This is a genomic window from Serratia sp. CY44782, from assembly GCF_052168715.1.
Classification (GTDB): Bacteria; Pseudomonadota; Gammaproteobacteria; order Enterobacterales; family Enterobacteriaceae; genus Serratia; species Serratia nevei.
The window spans coordinates 182657-200500 of sequence record NZ_JBJNME010000010.1 but is presented as its reverse complement, the minus strand read 5'-3'; the positions used below and the strand labels follow the sequence as shown (position 1 = coordinate 200500).

Genomic DNA, 17844 nt, shown 5'->3' with positions numbered 1-17844 from the left:
GCGCGAGTATAACAGGCGAGCGGCTCAGCGCTAGTTCACCCATTCGATGGTCACCAGGCGCGTATCGGCGCGGCCGCGATCGTCCACCGCCCGAATGCGGTAGCGCCCGTTGTTGATCGGCCGCCAGTCGATCGGCTTTTTGCTGGCGCTGCTGCCGAGATAGATATCGTCGACGAACCAGTACACCGTTTTACTGTCGGCGTCCGTCACCGCGTTGAAGGCGATCTTATCTCGCCCCTGCTGCGACTGGCGCAGGGTATAGGTGGTGTTTTTCAGCGGCGAAGTGATGCGCGGCGCGTTGCCGCCGACGGCGACGCCGTTGTCCTTGCAGCGATTGACCGGCGGCGCCCGCTTCGGCAGCCCAGCCTGGGCGAACACGTTGGCCAAATCGGAAGGCCAGAACTCAAAGATTTCGGTGCGGGTCTGCGCCGCGTCATACGGCGGGCAGACGACCTCGCCGCTGTGAATATCCAGCACTACCGGCCGATAGACGCTGTCGACCTTGATCGGCGACTTGCCGGGAATAAACCAGGTCTTGCCCTTCTGCTGGCACCACGGCGTGGGCAGATCGCCGCTGGCGAGACAGATCTCCACCCGCCGCAGCCGTTGGGGAAACGGGTGCTTCGGTTCACGCAGGCCAGGATAGCTGGCGTTGACGCTGTCGATGATGTTGAAGAACAGCGGCGCTGCCGCTTCGGCGCCGACCAACGCATTGTTGCCACGCCCGTCGAAGTTGCCTTCCCACACCACCAGCACGTAAGGGCCGAAAATCCCGACGCTCCAGGCGTCGCGAAAGCCCCAGGAGGTGCCGGTCTTCCAGTACACCGGTAGCGAAGAAGAACGCTGTGCCAGCGTATCGCCCGGCCGCCGGTGCTGGCGCAGCATATCCAGCGTGATGAAACTGGCCTCCTCGCTCAGCAGCCGAACCGGCGTCGATTCGGCCTCGTTCAGCTGCATACGAAGCGGCCGCAGCTCGCCGCGGTTCGCCAACAGCGCATACAGCTTCGCCAACTCCTGCGCCGTCACTTCGCCGCCGCCCAGCACCAGCGACAACCCGTAGTGGCTCTCACTGGCCATATTGGCCACGCCGGTCAGACGCAAAAACTGATAAAAGGTCGGCTGGCGCAGCTGCGAGGCGACATACACCGCCGGAATGTTGCGGCTGAAATTCAGCGCATCGGTGGCGGTCACCGGGCCGAGAAAGCGCCGGTCGAAGTTTTCCGGCGCATAGGCGCCGAACGACGAAGGCACGTCTTTCAGGATGGTCATCGGATGCAGCACACCCTGCTCCATGCCCAGCGCGTAGATAAACGGCTTCAGCGTCGAACCCGGCGAGCGCTTGGCGTTGGTACCGTTTACCTGCCCCTGGATCGGCCGATTGTAATAGTCCGCCGATCCCACCAGCGCACGCACCCCCATATCGCGGCTGTCCACCAGCAGCACCGCGGCGTTTTGGATGCCGCGGCTGCGGTTGCGGGCGATAAACGCGTTGACCTGCCGCTCGACCAGCCGCTGCAACCCGGCGTCCAGCGTGGTGTCGACGCGCGTATCGCGCTGTACCAGTTGCTGCGTCTGCAGCCGTAGCTGCTCGATAAAGTGAGGCGCGATATAGGGCACTTGCTCAGGCTGCCGCAGCGCCAGCGGCAGGCGAAACAGCGTTTGCTGGCTGGCGTCGGTGGGGTAAACCCGCTGCCAGCGCTGGAACAGACGATTGCGCGCCTGCGTCAACGCAGCGCCGAGCACGCCGGTTTTCGGCTCCAGGCGGTAGCTGGGCGACTGCGGCAGCACCGCCAGCGTCAGCGCCTCCGGCAGGGTCAAATCCTTCGGCGACTTGGCGAAATAGATCAGGCTGGCGGCGCCGATGCTTTCGATGTTGCGGCCGTAGGGGGCATAATTCAGGTAGGCTTCCAGGATATCGCGCTTGGAGTAGCTGAGCTCCAGCTGCACCGCGCGCAGCACCTGCAGCAGCTTGCCGCCCGGCGTGCGGGTGTTGAGATGCCAGCGCATGCGCGCCAGCTGCATGCTGATGGTCGATCCGCCCTGCATTTTGCCGCCGGCGACATAGCTGCGCCAGAAGCCACGCATCAGGCTGACGGGGTTAAAGCCGGGGTTGTAGTAGAACCAGCGGTCTTCGTGCAGCAGCAGCCCGCGCACCGCCAGCGGCGACACCTGCTCCAGCGGGGTCCACAGCCGGTAGCGGTCGTCGTTGGCCAACGTGATGCGCAGCAGCGCGCCGTGCCTGTCGTAATAGACGGAAGACTGCGGCAGCCCCTGCCACAGGGGCGGGTGCGGCCACAGCCGAATCGCGGTCAACAGCAGCGCCAGTAAAAACGCCGCCATCAAGCCGTTTTGCAGCACGCGCCCGGTCAGGATCTTCATACGTTCTCACCACCCCGGCGCCAGACGCTGGCCTGGCGCCGGATCCGGCCTAGTCGTTGCCCGCCGGCACCACCACCAGCTTGCCGCCGCCGGCTGACATCGCCTGCACTTCACGATCGTACATGGCTTCGCCGTAGGCCGGTGGAACAATAAAGCTGCCGGTATTGGTGGCCTTGATCTGATAGACGAACTCCTGCACCTCGGTGCCGGCGCTGCCGTAGATAATCACCCGATCTTCACGGATATCGCTGTAATCCGGCGCCCAGGTGGAGCCGGTAGCGGCCAGCGGCGACTGCCAACCGCCGCGGTCTTCGCTCTCCTCGCCGGCATCGGCCGGTTCCGGCGGCGTCTGCTGCACCACTTCGAACCCGCCCGGCAGCAGATCGACGATCGCCAGGTTGCTCTGCCCCTCTTTCGAGTTGGCGCGCACCTTCAGATGGACGTTGATCTTCTGCCCCAGCGTCACCTGCGTCACCGGTTTACCCTGTTCGTCGGTGTAATCGCGAACGATCTCAATCCCGCGCGACAGCGCTTTTTGCGGCGCATTCAGGTCGTAACCGGCCTGCGTCACCACATACCAGGCCGGCGCATTGCCGCCGTTGGTGAAGCGCACAGCGGTAGCATCGGCGTTGAACTGCCCCTGCACGAACAACCCCTGCAGCTCACTGATGCGCTGCGGCTCACCGCCGCTTTTGCCTACCTGCACAATGCCCAAGGCATCCGCGTTGGCGGATTGCGCCGCCACCTGGGCCGAATAGCTTTCCAGCGCCAGAATGCTCATCGCGGAAGAGTAGGTGGTGTAACGCTCTTCTTTCAGCGCCTTGACCATATTCTCCAGCACCTGCGGCGGGATCGACGCCACCTTCTCCGGGAAGTGACGGGTAATCAGATACAGCCGCGTCGCATCCTGCACCAGCGGATCGAAATAATTCTGCGTCCACCAGGCGCTGTCATACGCCTTGCTCAGCTGCTGCCAGCTCGGTTGCAGCAACGCGGCGGCTTCGTCATCCATCTTCAACAGGCGGTAGGAAGAAGCCAGATACAGCGCGCTCAGATCGGTTTTCCACCCTTCGCCATAGCGTTTTTGCAGCGTATCCTGCACCGCCGCCAGCGAGTTGGTGGTCACTTCGCCCTGCAGCGTCAGCAGGTAAACCGCCCAGCTGCGCAGGCGCAGCAGATACAGATCGTCGAATCCGCTGGCCGCCAGCTCGCGCAATGCGCCGTTGGCCTCGTCCAGCATGCCTTCCGGCAGGGCGTAGCCCGCCGCTTTGGCTTCGAGCAGATACTGCACCACATAAGGCGTGACGAAAGGATCGGCATCCGGCGACGAACGCCAGGCGCCGATCGCTCCGCTGTCGTTCTGGCGCGCGCGCAGCACGCCAAGCAGGTTGCGCAGCTGCTTGCTGACTTCCGCCTGGCTCAGGCTGCTTTTCATCTCTGGGTGGCGGCTCTGCAGCATCAGCGGAATGGAGCGGCTGACGATCTGCTCGGAACAGTAATACGGGTAATCCGCCAGGTATTGCGCCAGCCCGCTGGTCAGCACCAGCGGCGAATTCGACACCGCCGCCCGGCGCTGCGCGAAAGCGTCGAACATCTGGCGCAGGCCATCGACGTTCTGGCTGCTGCCGCTCATGCGCCCCATCACCGACTGGGTACGGTACGGCGCCGCCGGCCGCACCGAGGTGCTGACGGTGCGGTGGCTGGCCTGGTCGCCGTAACGGGCGTCGAACACCAGCGGTGCATCGCCCAGCGCGGATTTGGCGCGCAGACGGAAAGTGATCACACCCTCGCGTTTTTCCGCCAGCGTCAGGCTTTGCGTCGCGTTGCCCACCACTTCCAACTGCGGCGGCGGCGTCAACAGAACGTTGACGGCCACCGACTGGCCGTTCAGCCCTTCGAGGTTGTTGCTGACACCCACGCTGACGTCAAACTCGTCGCCCGGCGCCACCATCGCCGGCACGTTTGGCGTCATGATGAAGTTGTCGCGCACCGTGGCGGCGGTTTGCGCCTTGCCGATTTTCTCCGGCGTCACCGAAATCGCCATCACGCGGATCTTGCCGTTAAAGTAGTCCGGCACCGGATAGACGAACTGCTTCTCGCCGCTGACCTCGGTAATACCGGACCAATAGGCCACCGGCTTGTCGCGTTTGCGCTTGAACGGATTGAGGTTAAGATCCAGCCCTTCGCCCGCGTCGCCGCCCGGCGCAGCGGTCAGCGCCATCAGCTTGCTGAACTCCGGCAGGATCAGGTCGAGGATCTGCGAGCTGCTCACGTTCAGTTCACGCTTGCTGAAGAAGAACTCCAGCGGATCCTTCAGGCGGTAGCGCGCCACCTGCAGAATGCCCTCATCGACGGCAAACAGCGCCACCTGCTGCGGCGCGTCGGTCTTGACCGTCATCGTCAGGTTTTCACCCGGCTTGATGACTTCCGGCGCCGTCACCTCGAGGCTGTTTTGCCGCGCCTGGGTGCTGATCTTGAACGGCATCACGCCATAGCTCAGCGGGCTCATGAAGATTTCACTGGAGTTGATGTCGCGCACGAACTGCACGTTGATGTAGCCGTTGCCCTCCATGCCGGCCGGCACGCGGATCTTCTGCACCGAGCTGGTGGTATCGGTGTGGAACCACTGCCAGGCGTAAACCTTGTCCTTCTCGATGGTGATCAAGCCGCTACCGGTATAAGGCGCGTTGATCGCCACCTCGATCTCCTCGCCCGGCTGATATTCCGCCTGGTTCAGTTTCAGCTTCAGTTCGGCGTTGCGATCCAGCGAACGGCTCAGGTTGGCGTTGCCGGCCACGCTGTAGGCGACGCGATTGAGCGTTTTGCCCTGCGCATCTTCAATCACCAGCACGAAGTCGCCCGGCTTATCGGTCGCCAGCCGCAGATCCGCGCCCTGTTCGCTCAGCGCCAGCGGCTGTTCCGACAGCTGCACTTCCTTCATCTTCGACTGGTATTTGTAAACGCCCGAATCCTGTTTGGTCAGCACCGAGATGTATTTCTGCTCGATCAACACCTGCTTCAGGTTCGGCATGGCGATCTGCTGCAGATTCGGATCGATGGCGATCACGGTCAGATGCCGCTCCGCGTCGCGGTTGATGTAGCCCAGATCGCCGTCCGCCTTCACCCCAATCAGGTAATCGTAAGGCGAAACCAGCGTGCGGGCGGTAGCTGCCACCGAGCGCCCGCCGCCGGCGACGAACGCCTCCGACAGCAGCTGCAGCTGATAGGTGGCGTCGGCGTAGGATTTCAGATCGAGCGGGATTTCGGCCGCGCCGTGCTCATCGGTGGTGCGATCTTCCAGCTCGGTTTCGAACCCGTCGCTGTTTTGCCGGTTTTCATAAAACGCATAATCCGGGAAGCGATCGAAGCTCGGATACATCGGCCGCAGCGTCAGCCTGGTGGTCACGCGGCGATCCTGCGCCGGGGTACCGAACAGGTTCTGCACATCGATGCTGGCCTTCAGCTCGGACGGTTTGACCCAGCCTTGCTGGCGATTCGGCGTCAGCGCCAGCTTCACTTTCAGCTGATCCGGCTCGAACTCCTTCACATTGACCGCGGTATGGCCGAGCAGCGTGGAGGTATCGTTGTTTTTGCCGATCAGATACAGATAGACGTTCCACTCGCCGGTGGGCGAGTTTTCATCGGTGGTATAGCTCAGCTCGTTGAAACCGCTGGCGCCCAGCGTCAGCGGCACGGTGGTCATCAGCTTGTCGCGCGGATCGCGGACTTCGGCGCGCACCGGCACGCCGGCCAGGCCAACGCGCCAGTCGGCGGCGCGGGTGATCAGGCCGATGTTAAAGGTATCCCCCGGCCGATAAACGCCGCGATCGGAGAACAGGTAGCTGCCGAGCGTGCGCGGATCGGTCGGCGTTTGTTCACCGGCGACGTCGAAGCGCGAGAAGTCCAGACCGCGATCGTTATAGCTGCCGGTCGGCAGGAAGGAAACATCCCCTTCCTTTTCCACCAGGAACATCACCGGCTGGCGCTCGTTGGTGTACACGTCGAGCGCCGGGAAACGCACGTGGCCGTCGGCCCCGGTGGTTTGGCTGAGCAGCGTCACGCCGTTTTTGGCCACTACCGACACGTTGGCGCCGCTGACCGGCGCGCCGCTTTGAATCGACTGCACGAAGACGTCGCGCGTCTTATCCTGCGAGCTCTTGGCGACGATGCCCAGATCGGTCACCACCACAAAGCGCGAATCGCCGACATCGGGCTGATCATCCCCGGTGCTCTCGTCCGGTTCCTGTTCTGGTTCGGCACCCGCCTCTTCCGCCGCCGGTTTCCGGTTCGGCTGCCATTCAGACAGCGTCAGCAGGAACACCCCGCGATGGGAACTGGCGTTGGTGGAGAGATAACGGGAGAGATCGATGCCCTGATAGTTCACTTCCCCCGGCCGCTCGTTATTGAGCGCCGTCTGGTATTTGAAATGCTCGGTGAAATACTCATCGTTGAGCCGATTGAATTCCGTGGACGAATATTCCCGGCTTTTGAAGGAGACAATGTGCTGCAGCTGGCTCGGGATCACCCGCTTGATGTCCAGCCGCAGGCCCGCCACGTTGCGCGCCGCCACGCTGATCTGTTTGTCGCCGTTGACCGACAGCAGCGAGCCTGCGGACATGAACTGCAGCGATTTCGGGAACTCCGGCACTTCGACCACGCGGTAAACCTTCTTCGGCATTTTGTAACCGCCGACGGAGACCAGTTGGTTGTCTATCTCGATCAGCACGAAGCGGTGCGCCGGAGCTTCAAAGCGGAAGCTGAACTGCGGCTGGTAGGCCTCTTCCGCCTCGTTAAGCGTCAAAGGCAATGCCGTCGCCTGCGCCAGCACGTTTTTACCGACGCTGTCGACCGTCCATTGATAGAAATCTTCGGCATCGTTGGCGGTCTCGGCATCGCTCGGATCGTGCTGCGGCAGCAGCCAGGCTTTGGTGGCCCGCGCCAGCTCTTTATCCTTCACCGCATCGCTGAAGCCGACCACCAGCGCACGCTGCCCTTGGCCGCCGTCGGTATCCACGACCTGGGCACTGGCGTCGCTCAGCGCCAGGCTGTACAGCGTCGGGACTTTGACCCAGTTGCTTTTCGCCTCTTCGACCGCATTGCCGGCCGCCGTCGATTTAACGCCCTTGCCGACGGTCAGATGCACCGCGCCGCCCTGATCCAGCGCCTGCAGCGGCTCGGAATGCACCCAGGCGTTCAGTTTTTTCTCGTCATAGACCAGAGAGAAGTTCAGCTTTTTCTCGGAGGAAGTGCTGCCTTCTTTCAACCCCAACGAAATCTGTTTTTCAAAGCTGGCGACGTCGACCGGCGCATTGAACTGCAGATTGAAAATCGCGCTGCGTTTCTGCGCATCTTGCGGATCGCGGTAATACTCGGCCTGCCCCAGGCGGTAATCGAACGCGGGCACAGTGAAGGCATAACGGGTTTTGGCGAGCTTGACCTGCGGCGCCAGTAACGTGGCGGGTTCAAGGGTCACGTCATATTTCGCGCCCATCGGCAGCGGTTTTTTCGGCGTGAACACCAGCGTCGACTCATTGCTCCACGCCCACTGCCCTTCCACCGTCGGCTTCAGAGCGATGCCGGCGCTCACGGTTTTACCCACTGCGGCGATCGGCGCGACCGACCCGCTGAAGGTCAGGCTCACAGTTTGCGGCACCTGCCGGGCGGCGGCGTAATCTATCGGCTCGGGGTTGGCAAGCGATGCGCTGACCTCCTGAACCACCATCGGCGCAGGTTCGATAGGCTGAGGCCGGTTTTGCCACCAGTGCCAACCGTAAAACGCGCCGCCTGCGGCGCCAGCCAACAGCAACAGGCCTAAACCGATCGCTTTCGGGTGTTTATCCACGCCGCTTTCGAGCCGCAAAAAACCGCGCGGCAGCGCAGCCCACCAGGCCGGCGCACGCCAGCTGAGGTTGCCGACCAGCGGTCTCAGCAACCGCCCCAACAGCGACAACGCCCCACCCAGCAGGCGACAAACGCCCTTAACCAGGGTAAAAGGCAAACGCAGGATAAACCTTAATAAATCCATTATTGCAGCACCTCATCATCCTAATGCAGCCCCCGGTCAACCGCCGCGGTTCAACCGAGCCGAAAGACGCCGTCGGCTCTCCTGCCCGGCATCCGCGCGAGTACTCTACACTGCCGGGCGGCAAAAATCTGCGCGCCGCCGGCGAATTACGGCTCTTGATTCAACATCAAATCCAGCTGTTGCAGCAGCACCAGCAGCGGCAGGCTGCTCGGTTCACGATCTTTCAACGCCTCTTCGAAATAAGGCGTGATGGCGAAGCGCGTCGGCAGCGGCGCTTCGGCGTCCAGCAACGCATACATGCGCGGCAAGAACACCCACTGCAGCCAGGCTTCGGCCGACATGCTGTCGATGCAGAACGGCTCGGTGCTGGAGAAAGCCTCATGATCAGGCGGCGCGGCCTGCCACAGCGCCAGATCGCGCATGGATTGTTCAATCGCCTGCAAACTGCGGCGCACCTGGTTATGTATACTCATCTGCATTCCCGATCTCTTTTCATCATGGTATTCAGCACGCTGGCTGAAAGGCGGCAAAGCATAGCATTTTTATAGCCCAAATTCGGCGCGCCTGAGACAGCTCACCGTTTTTATCTGGTGGCGTTCGCCGCCGCGCGGCACAATAGGCCCACCGAGTTCACCACACAGATAAAGATTCATGTCCGTAATAATAGAGAAAAAAAACCACGCGACGCCCGGTAAGGCCATGCTGGCCTCGGTCACCGGTTATGCCATGGACGGGTTTGACCTGCTGATCCTCGGCTTTATGCTGCCGGCCATCAGCATCGAATTAGGATTAACCTCATCGGCCGCCGGCTCGCTGGTCACCTGGACGCTGATCGGCGCGGTGCTGGGCGGCGTGATTTTCGGCCACCTTAGCGATCGTTTCGGCCGTATCCGGGTGCTCACGATCACCATCCTGATGTTTTCCCTGTTCACCGGCCTGTGTGCCGTGGCACAAGGGTATTGGGATCTGCTGGCCTATCGCACCCTGGCGGGCATCGGACTGGGCGGCGAATTCGGCATCGGCATGGCGCTGATCGCCGAAGCCTGGCCGGCGGAGAAGCGCAATCGCGCTTCGGCTTACGTCGGCATGGGCTGGCAATTGGGCGTGCTGGCGGCCGCCTTCCTGACGCCGCTGCTGCTGGAACACATCGGCTGGCGCGGCATGTTTTTGGTCGGCCTGCTGCCGGCGCTGGCGTCATTCCTGATCCGCCGTACCCTGGGCGAACCGGAAGCATTCGTGCGGCAGAAAGATGCCGGGCAACCGCTCTCCTTCCTGCAGCGTTTGCGCCTGCTGTTTAAGGATCGCGCCACCAGCAGGGCCAGCATCGGCATCTTCATTCTCTGTTCGGTGCAGAACTTCGGTTACTACGGCCTGATGATCTGGATGCCGACTTACCTGGCGAAAAACTTTGGCTTCTCGCTCACCAAGTCCGGCCTGTGGACGGCGGTGACGGTGGTCGGCATGACGTTCGGCATCTGGCTGTTTGGCATGCTGGCCGACCGCTTCGCCCGCTGGAAGATCTTCGTGCTTTATCAGATCAGTGCCGTGGTGATGGTGATCGGTTACGCCCAGTTGAGCGACCCGACGCTGATGCTGTTCGCCGGCGCCGTGATGGGCATGTTCGTCAACGGCATGATAGGCGGCTACGGCGCGTTGATTTCCGATACCTATCCGGTGCAGGCGCGCGCCACCGCGCAGAACATCCTGTTCAATCTGGGGCGCGGCGTCGGCGGCCTGGGGCCATTGGTGATCGGTGCGCTGGTGACGCAGGTGTCGTTTACCGCGGCCATCAGCCTGCTGGCGGCAATTTACCTGCTGGATATCTACGCCACGCTGTTCCTGCTGCCGAAAAAACAGAGCGCAGGCGATACGCTGGGCGCGATTGGTTAACGCTGAAGAGGGATTAAGGCGGGGCGCACGCGCAGCGGGATAAAAAAGTTGGGGGCACTGCGTTAACAGTGCCCCCGGTTCGTTTTATAGCTATCCCGCTACACAGCGTGCTCCCTGCTCAATCCTTGAAAACTTTTCCTGCGGCCATCCTGACCAAGTGGTCCTTGCATCATCCTGCAGCATCGTCCTGACGCGGTTCCTCAGCCTTCCTGACCCGCCGACAGTCCTGTGCCGGCTCTCAATCTCCGTCCTGGAGGTGTCCCTGGTTTCTATCCTGAAACATCCTGGGCATCTCCTGACGCCATCCTTCGCTCTTGCCTGAGCGCATCCCTTTCTTCTTCCTGAAGCTGCATCATCCTGATGCTTTCCTGCTCCGCCGGTTCCGTTCCGGTAACGATAAGATCGCTTAAATTCCCCGGAATCACAAGGGTTTGGGAGGTGTCTCACACTAAATTAAGACTAAGAGTTATCCTAAAGAAATTCTAACCAATTGATCTGGATAACAATAATCTCATAGCCTGGAGAAAGGCGGGAAAAATTAAGAGCGATCTCTCACAGGCCGTGTGAGAGATCTCTCACACGGGCGACGGCGAATCCGTCGCGATTCAGTCCAACACCGGGCGCAGCGCATCGAGGAAATTCCCCAGCGTCGCCGCCAGCAGGGTGCGCTTATCGCTGCCGAACTGTTCCAGCACCACGTTGCCGCTGACGTTGCACAACGACACCATCGTCATCTCGGATTCGGTGGTCGCCAGGAACAGCGTTGGCGACAGCTTGAGACGTTTTTGCGTCACCAGATGGCCGATCAGGTTCTCCTGCAGGCGGATAAAATCCTCTTCGCTCCAGACCTGCAGCAGGCTCAGGCGATGCTCGCCGAACTGCGCGCTCATGTCGCCGGCGTATTGCTGCGTGTAGAAGCGGTGCGCATCCGGCTGTAAACGCAGCTCCAGCGCGGTTTCTACCTTTTCCAGCGTCGCCGCCGGTTCGAAAGGCCGCGGCAACCACAGCACTTCGTCCTCGCGGTTCTCCACGATGCAGGGCGACGGCACGCCGTACAGCGCCTGGCTGGCCGGCGCGTGGCCGCGCTCTTGCTGCCACAACTCGACATAACGTTGAGTGAATTCACGCAGAGCGTGCGATACATCATGGTCCATATTCTTTCTCGCATACGTTAAACTGACGGCCATTGTACCTATCTCTGACCGAGGTGACAGCAGATGTCCTCATATCAAGACCACCAGGCCCTGTCGGGGCTGACGCTGGGCAAACCCACCGCCTACCGCGATCGCTACGACGCCACGCTGCTGCAGGCGGTGCCGCGCAGCATGAACCGCGAGCCGCTGGGCCTGTATCCCGATAACCTGCCCTTCCACGGTGCGGACATCTGGACGCTGTACGAGCTCTCCTGGCTGAACGCCAACGGCTTGCCGCAGGTGGCGGTCGGTGAAATCAGCCTCAACGCCGACAGCCTGAACCTGATCGAATCGAAAAGCTTCAAGCTGTACCTCAACAGCTTCAACCAAACCCCGTTCGCCGATTGGGAAACGGTGCGCAGCACCCTGCAGCGCGATCTGTCCGCCTGCGCCCAGGGCGAGGTCAGCGTCACCCTGTTCAGCGTCGAGCAGCTGGAAGGCACGCCGATCGCCCGCCTGGCCGGCGATTGCATCGACCAGCAGGATATCCGCATCGACAATTATGAGTTCAACGCCGACTACCTGCTGAACGCCGCCGCTGAAGAGGTGGTGGAAGAGCGCTTGGTCAGCCACCTGCTGAAGTCCAATTGCCTGATCACCCATCAACCGGACTGGGGCTCGGTGCAGATAAGCTACCGCGGCGGCAAGATCGATCGCGAAGCGCTGCTGCGCTATCTGGTCTCCTTCCGCCACCACAACGAATTCCACGAGCAGTGCGTCGAGCGCATCTTCAACGATCTGATGCGCTATTGCCGGCCGCAAAGCCTAACGGTCTACGCTCGTTATACCCGCCGCGGCGGGCTGGATATCAACCCGTGGCGCAGCAACGTCGAATTCGCCCCCGAGCACGGCCGCCTGGCGCGCCAATAAGTGCGAAACATTGCTCAACAACTGAGCTAACGAGCGGTTTGTGTTGGTAAAAGCACAGGGACGGCGGTAAGGTTAAAACGAGGCTGCGGCCGGGCAGAACGCCCGCTTCGCCGCAGCACGCCAACCATAACGAGATGCTGTTTTGCTGCGTATGGATTACTACCGCCCCGCACCGGGTGCAAAGGAGTTACCTTGATTACACACATCAGCCCGCTTGGCTCTATGGATTTATTGTCGCAGCTGGAAGTAGACATGCTGAAGCGCACCGCCAGCAGCGACCTGTACCGCCTGTTCCGCAACTGTTCGCTGGCCGTGTTGAACTCCGGCAGCCAAACCGACAACAGCAAGCAGCTGCTGTCGCGCTATGAAACCTTCGACATCAACGTGCTGCGCCGCGAGCGCGGGGTGAAGCTGGAGCTGGTCAATCCGCCGGAAGAGGCGTTCGTCGACGGCCGCATCATCCGCTCGCTGCAGGCCAACCTGTTCGCCGTGCTGCGCGACATCCTGTTCGTGCATGGCCAAATCGCCAGCGCCGGCCGCTTCCAGCACCTGAACCTGGAAAACTCGGCCCACATCACCAACCTGGTGTTCTCGATCCTGCGCAATGCACGCACGCTGCATCTGGATGAAGATCCCAACATGGTGGTGTGCTGGGGCGGCCACTCGATCAACGAAAACGAATACCTGTACGCGCGCAAGGTCGGCAGCCAGCTGGGCCTGCGCGAGCTGAACATCTGCACCGGCTGCGGGCCGGGCGCCATGGAAGCGCCGATGAAAGGCGCGGCGGTCGGTCACGCGCAGCAGCGTTACCGCAACAGCCGCTTCATCGGCATGACCGAGCCGTCGATCATCGCCGCCGAGCCGCCTAACCCGCTGGTCAACGAGCTGGTGATCATGCCGGACATCGAAAAACGCCTGGAAGCCTTCGTGCGTATCGCACACGGCATCATCATCTTCCCGGGCGGCGTCGGCACCGCCGAAGAGCTGCTGTACCTGCTGGGTATCCTGATGAACCCGGAGAACAGCGAACAGGTGCTGCCGCTGATCCTGACCGGGCCGAAAGAGAGCGCCGACTACTTCCGCGTGCTGGACGAGTTCATCATGAACACGCTGGGCGACGAAGCGCGCCGCCATTACACCATCATCATCGACGATCCGGCGGAAGTGGCGCGGCAGATGAAGCAAGCCATGCCGCTGGTGAAGGAAAACCGCCGCAACACCGGCGACGCCTACAGCTTCAACTGGTCGATCCGCATCGCGCCGGATCTGCAACTGCCGTTCGAGCCGACCCATGAGAACATGGCGAACCTCAATCTGTATCCGAACCAGCCGCCGGAGCAATTGGCCGCCGCGCTGCGCCGCGCGTTCTCCGGCATTGTGGCCGGCAACGTGAAGGAAAATGGCATCCATGCCATCGAGCAGTTCGGCCCGTACAAACTGCACGGTGAACCGCAGATGATGAAGCAGATGGACAGCCTGCTGCAGGGCTTTGTCGCCCAGCACCGCATGAAGCTGCCGGGCAGCGCCTATGTGCCCTGCTACGAAATCGTAGCCTGACCCTCAATCCCGGGCGGCGTAACAGCCGCCCTGTTTTTTCTGACCTTACCGCCCATGATGATACACCTACTGATTGTCGACGCCCTGAACCTCATCCGCCGCATTCACGCCGTGCAGGGCTCCCCTTGCGTCAACGCCTGCCGCCACGCGCTGCAGCAGCTGATCCAACACAGCCGCCCGACCCACGCGGTGGCGGTCTTCGACGAGGACGATCGCCGCGACAGCTGGCGCCACCAAATTCTGCCGGACTACAAGGCCGGGCGCTCGCCGATGCCGGAAAACCTGCAGCAGGAGATGCCGCAGCTGCGCGAGGCCTTCGCCGAACTGGGCGTCGCCAGCTGGCATTCTCCCGGCAACGAGGCGGACGATCTGGCGGCCACGCTGGCGGCGAAGGTCGCCGGCGGCGGCCACCAGGTGACCATCGTCTCCACCGACAAAGGCTACTGCCAGCTTTTGGCGCCGAACGTGCAGATCCGCGATTATTTCCAGAAACGCTGGCTGGATATGCCCTTCGTGCAACAGGAATTCGGCGTACAGCCGCAGCAGCTGCCGGACTATTGGGGGCTGGCGGGGATCGGCAGCAGCAAGATCCCCGGCGTGGCCGGCATCGGGCCGAAAACCGCCGTGCTGCTGTTGCAGCAGTCGGGCAGCCTGGACGGGCTCTATCAGCACCTGGAGCAGGTGCCGGAGAAGTGGCGCGGCAAGCTGGAGCAACACCGCGAGCTGGCCTACGTCAGCAAACAGGTCGCCACGCTGCGCACCGATCTGGCGCTGGACGGCAACCTGCAGCAGCTGCGCCTGCCGATACAATAAGGGCGCTGCAAGCAGCGCCCTTCATCAGGCTTAACGCGATTAATCGCGCTCGTCGCGCCGGCCCGGCACCGCCGACCACATGCGGCGCACGTGTACGGTAATCTCTTCGCGGTCGTGATACAGCTGCTTGGCGTGCACTTCGACGCTGATGCCGGCGGCGCCCAGCGCTTCGCGGATGTTCGTCAGGTTTTGCGACACTTCCTCATAGCGCTTTTTCATCGGCAGCTTGAGGTTAAAAATAGCTTCACGGCACCAGCCTTTCACCAGCCACTGAATCATCAGGCTGGTCACCTTCGCCGGTTTCTCCACCATGTCGCACACCAGCCAGTAAATCTTGCTGCTGTTCGGCTCGAATTTGAAGCCGTCGGCGCGGTGGTGCGTCACCTGGCCGGTTTCCATCAGGCTCGGCGCCATCGGGCCGTTATCCACCGAATGCACCATCATACTGCGTTTCACCAGCTGATAGGTCCAGCCGCCCGGGCAAGCGCCCAGATCGACCGCGTGCATGCCGCTGGCCAGGCGTTCGTCCCACTCGTCGGCGGGGATGAACACGTGGAACGCTTCTTCCAGCTTCAGCGTCGAACGGCTCGGCGCATCGGCCGGGAAGCGCAGACGCGGAATGCCCATGTAGAACGGCGAGTTGTTGTTGCTGTAGGAGTAACCAACGTAGCAGCAACCCGGCGCGATGAAGAACACGTGCACCACCGGGCGAGTCGGGTTCTCGCGCGCCATCAGCACCTTCTGCTCGCGCATCGAGCCGCGCAGCGGCACCGTCAGCTTGCGGCAGAACTTCATCAGCTCTTTGCTTTCGTTGGTGTCCGGCACTTCCACCCGCAGCTCACCGCCGCGGTCAACCACGCCGATCAGCATGCCGACGATCGGCGATACCCGATCTTCCGGCGGCAGATCGCGCAGCAGCTCACCCACCACGACCATCTGGCGGGCGAAAATCAGTTCGCGGAACGGAATTTCCCGCGCCAGGCGGTCGGCATCGTCCGGTTGATAGCATTCGAACAGCACGTAACCGCTGTGCTCTTTTACCCGTGCAAAGCCGTAAATCTCCAGCTGGGCGGCTTTGTCGGTAATCTCCGCCGCACACTCTTTTTCAAAGCCGGGACGGCAGTACAACGCAATCTTATTCATGGCGCTCGGCCTTTTTCCTCAGACGCAAAGCGCCAATCAACATCAATATCCAGCCGATCAGGAAGCACACGCCGCCAACCGGCGTGATATAAACCCAGACCTTCAGGTGCGACAGCGCCAGGCAATAGAGGCTGCCGCTGAACAACACGGTGCCGAACGCCAACAGCGCTCCGCTCCAGTAAAACCACAGGCTCACGCGGCGCTGCATCGCGACCGCCAGCGCCAGGATGGCCAGGGTGTGGAATCCCTGATATTCCAGCCCGGTGCGGATCCAGGCCATTTCGTTGGCGCCGAGCGTACCACTTAGCACATGCGCGCCGAATGCGCCCAACGCGACAAACACAAAGCCGCTGATAGCGGCGAAAACCAGCATGGAACGGCTGCTCATCGTGATCTATCCCATTAAAAATCACCGGCCGCGGCAAGGCGGCGGCCGGCCTTATTGTTCGTAGCGGAAGCGGAACTTCTCTTGTTCGCTGGCGGCACGCGCCAGGATCCACTGCCGGAAGGCGGCTATTTTACCCAGTTCTGCCTGGCTGTCATGACATACCAGATAAAAAGCGTTTTTACTGACCAGCACATCGTTGAACGGGCACACCAGGCGACCGGCTTCAATCTCGGTTTGCGCCATCACGTTGTTCACCAGCGCCACGCCCTGGCCGTGTACCGCCGCCTGCACCACCATGGCGCTGTGGCTGAAGATCGGCCCCTGCTGCACGTTGATGTGCTGCAACCCCAGCTGGCGCGTATAGGCCAGCCAGTCGCGGCGTGAAACGTCGTGCAGCAGCGTATGATAAGCCAGATCCTCGGCGGTTTTCAGCGGATGATCGCCGGTCAGCAGGCTCGGCGAACACACCGGCAGCAGATATTCCGCATACAGGCGCTCGGCGCGCAGCCCCGGCCAGTTGCCACGGCCGTAGAAAATCGCCACGTCAACGTCGTCCGCCAGCTTGTCTTCTTCGCGGTCCACCGCCTGGATGCGCACGTCGATCCCCGGATAAGCTGAGTTAAAGCCGGACAGGCGCGGCACCAGCCACTGAATGGCGAAGCTCGGCGGCAGGCTGACGGTCAATGCCCCCTTGGCGCTGCGTGCCTGCAGCTTGCGCGTCGCCTCGTTGATCGAAGAGAAGATCTCCTTGATATCAAGGTAGTAACTTTGCCCCTCTTCGGTCAGCAGAAGCGAGCGGTTGCGCCGGCGAAACAGCTTCAGCCCGAGGAAGTCCTCCAGCGACTTGATCTGGTGGCTCACCGCGGCCTGGGTCACGAACAGCTCTTCCGCCGCCTTGGTGAAACTCAGGTGGCGAGCGGCCGCATCGAACACGCGCAGCGCATTGAGGGGAGGTAAGCGTTTAGACATTAAATTAGCTACTTTTGTGTAACATTAATCCGAATGATTCGGTGCCGAAAATCGGGCGGCTTTGCGTGGCAAGCCATCGGTAAACGCTAACGGCGTATTGCCATTAGTTTTTTTAATCCGAGCCATTATAATTTGTCCGTTGAGGATGCGCCAGCAAATACCTATAGTGGCGGCACTTCCCGGGCCGGAACGAAAAGGGAGTGGGTGTCGAGGACGCCGATGAACTTTTGGCTTGTGGTTGTGATGTTGTGTTTGCAAATTGTCCGGCGATTCCGGACATGGTAGCTAGGCTACTGTTTTTTCACTTCCTGTACATTTACCCTGTCTGTCCATAGTGATTTTATGCAGCACCGCAAAACTTGCGGTGCTTTTTTTTGCCTGACGGTTACTGGTTGCTTTCAACCATCTCTTTCACATCGGCGCGGTTGATCTGCTGCTCGACGCCGTTGGCGTCTTTATAGCTGATCATGCCGGTGTCGTTGTCCACTTTAGGCTTGCCGTCAGCGACAATGGTGCGTCCGTCATTGGTATGCATCACGTAGTTGCTGGAACAGGCGGCCAGGGTGAACGTAAGCATCAGAGCAGAGAGAACTGCGGCTGTTTTCTTCATTGAGGAC

General features: G+C 61.5%; 12 protein-coding genes. 4 read left to right on the top strand and 8 right to left on the bottom strand.

Features of this window, described 5'->3' with window-relative positions:
- Positions 1 to 30: 30 nt before the first annotated feature.
- The 3 genes from pbpC to ACJ8HT_RS19830 all read right to left on the bottom strand — a co-directional run bounded on the left by pbpC (position 31) and on the right by ACJ8HT_RS19830 (position 8877).
- Positions 31 to 2379, bottom strand: a complete 2349-nt coding sequence (pbpC, locus tag ACJ8HT_RS19840) for a penicillin-binding protein 1C (protein WP_197653193.1) — start codon at positions 2377 to 2379, stop codon at positions 31 to 33.
- A 49-nt stretch (positions 2380 to 2428) separates the two neighbouring features.
- The gene (locus ACJ8HT_RS19835; RefSeq protein ID WP_197653194.1) at positions 2429 to 8404 is read right to left on the bottom strand and encodes an alpha-2-macroglobulin; all 5976 of its coding nucleotides are present in this window, start codon (positions 8402 to 8404) and stop codon (positions 2429 to 2431) included.
- 146 nt (positions 8405 to 8550) lie between these two features.
- Positions 8551 to 8877 (bottom strand): YqcC family protein, encoded by a 327-nt coding sequence (locus tag ACJ8HT_RS19830; RefSeq protein WP_197653195.1) that lies wholly within the window; start codon positions 8875 to 8877, stop codon positions 8551 to 8553.
- A 178-nt stretch (positions 8878 to 9055) separates the two neighbouring features.
- On the opposite strand from ACJ8HT_RS19830, the gene ACJ8HT_RS19825 reads away from it, so the two are divergent.
- Complete coding sequence (locus ACJ8HT_RS19825) at positions 9056 to 10294, top strand: MFS transporter (RefSeq protein ID WP_197653196.1); 1239 nt, start codon at positions 9056 to 9058, stop codon at positions 10292 to 10294.
- A 605-nt stretch (positions 10295 to 10899) separates the two neighbouring features.
- Here ACJ8HT_RS19825 and syd read toward each other — a convergent pair.
- Positions 10900 to 11448: a SecY-interacting protein gene (gene syd, locus ACJ8HT_RS19820; protein ID WP_038878762.1), complete on the bottom strand. Its 549-nt coding sequence runs from the start codon at positions 11446 to 11448 to the stop codon at positions 10900 to 10902.
- A 63-nt stretch (positions 11449 to 11511) separates the two neighbouring features.
- Here syd and queF point away from each other — a divergent pair, with 63 nt between their 5' ends.
- The 3 genes from queF (at position 11512) to xni (ending at position 14727) form a co-directional block, all read left to right on the top strand.
- A complete protein-coding gene (queF, locus tag ACJ8HT_RS19815; protein ID WP_060441352.1) occupies positions 11512 to 12357 on the top strand; it encodes an NADPH-dependent 7-cyano-7-deazaguanine reductase QueF in 846 nt (281 codons plus the stop codon).
- A gap of 192 nt (positions 12358 to 12549) precedes the next feature.
- The gene (gene ppnN / locus ACJ8HT_RS19810; protein ID WP_038878760.1) at positions 12550 to 13914 is read left to right on the top strand and encodes a nucleotide 5'-monophosphate nucleosidase PpnN; all 1365 of its coding nucleotides are present in this window, start codon (positions 12550 to 12552) and stop codon (positions 13912 to 13914) included.
- Between the two features lie 54 nt (positions 13915 to 13968).
- Positions 13969 to 14727, top strand: coding sequence for a flap endonuclease Xni (xni, locus tag ACJ8HT_RS19805; protein ID WP_194571992.1), 759 nt, complete (start codon positions 13969 to 13971; stop codon positions 14725 to 14727).
- Between the two features lie 39 nt (positions 14728 to 14766).
- On the opposite strand, the gene rlmM is transcribed toward xni, so the two are convergent.
- From rlmM to ACJ8HT_RS19785, 4 genes are all read right to left on the bottom strand, one after another.
- The gene (rlmM, locus tag ACJ8HT_RS19800) at positions 14767 to 15870 is read right to left on the bottom strand and encodes a 23S rRNA (cytidine(2498)-2'-O)-methyltransferase RlmM (protein WP_197653197.1); all 1104 of its coding nucleotides are present in this window, start codon (positions 15868 to 15870) and stop codon (positions 14767 to 14769) included.
- Positions 15863 to 16258 (bottom strand): DUF423 domain-containing protein, encoded by a 396-nt coding sequence (locus ACJ8HT_RS19795; RefSeq protein WP_004931896.1) that lies wholly within the window; start codon positions 16256 to 16258, stop codon positions 15863 to 15865. The genes rlmM and ACJ8HT_RS19795 overlap by 8 nt, the downstream gene beginning before the upstream one ends.
- 51 nt (positions 16259 to 16309) lie before the next feature.
- Entirely contained in the window at positions 16310 to 17227 is a 918-nt protein-coding gene (locus ACJ8HT_RS19790; protein WP_025304049.1) for a transcriptional regulator GcvA, read from the bottom strand.
- A gap of 385 nt (positions 17228 to 17612) precedes the next feature.
- Positions 17613 to 17837 (bottom strand): YgdI/YgdR family lipoprotein, encoded by a 225-nt coding sequence (locus tag ACJ8HT_RS19785; protein WP_025304050.1) that lies wholly within the window; start codon positions 17835 to 17837, stop codon positions 17613 to 17615.
- Between the last annotated feature and the right edge of the window lie 7 nt (positions 17838 to 17844).

Coding starts and splice junctions, on each gene's coding strand:
- pbpC (WP_197653193.1), bottom strand. CDS start 2,379: ATGAAGATCCTGACCGGGCGCGTGCTGCAAAACGGCTTGATGGCGGCG.
- ACJ8HT_RS19835 (WP_197653194.1), bottom strand. CDS start 8,404: ATGGATTTATTAAGGTTTATCCTGCGTTTGCCTTTTACCCTGGTTAAG.
- ACJ8HT_RS19830 (WP_197653195.1), bottom strand. CDS start 8,877: ATGAGTATACATAACCAGGTGCGCCGCAGTTTGCAGGCGATTGAACAA.
- ACJ8HT_RS19825 (WP_197653196.1), top strand. CDS start 9,056: ATGTCCGTAATAATAGAGAAAAAAAACCACGCGACGCCCGGTAAGGCC.
- syd (WP_038878762.1), bottom strand. CDS start 11,448: ATGGACCATGATGTATCGCACGCTCTGCGTGAATTCACTCAACGTTAT.
- queF (WP_060441352.1), top strand. CDS start 11,512: ATGTCCTCATATCAAGACCACCAGGCCCTGTCGGGGCTGACGCTGGGC.
- xni (WP_194571992.1), top strand. CDS start 13,969: ATGATGATACACCTACTGATTGTCGACGCCCTGAACCTCATCCGCCGC.
- rlmM (WP_197653197.1), bottom strand. CDS start 15,870: ATGAATAAGATTGCGTTGTACTGCCGTCCCGGCTTTGAAAAAGAGTGT.
- ACJ8HT_RS19795 (WP_004931896.1), bottom strand. CDS start 16,258: ATGAGCAGCCGTTCCATGCTGGTTTTCGCCGCTATCAGCGGCTTTGTG.
- ACJ8HT_RS19790 (WP_025304049.1), bottom strand. CDS start 17,227: ATGTCTAAACGCTTACCTCCCCTCAATGCGCTGCGCGTGTTCGATGCG.
- ACJ8HT_RS19785 (WP_025304050.1), bottom strand. CDS start 17,837: ATGAAGAAAACAGCCGCAGTTCTCTCTGCTCTGATGCTTACGTTCACC.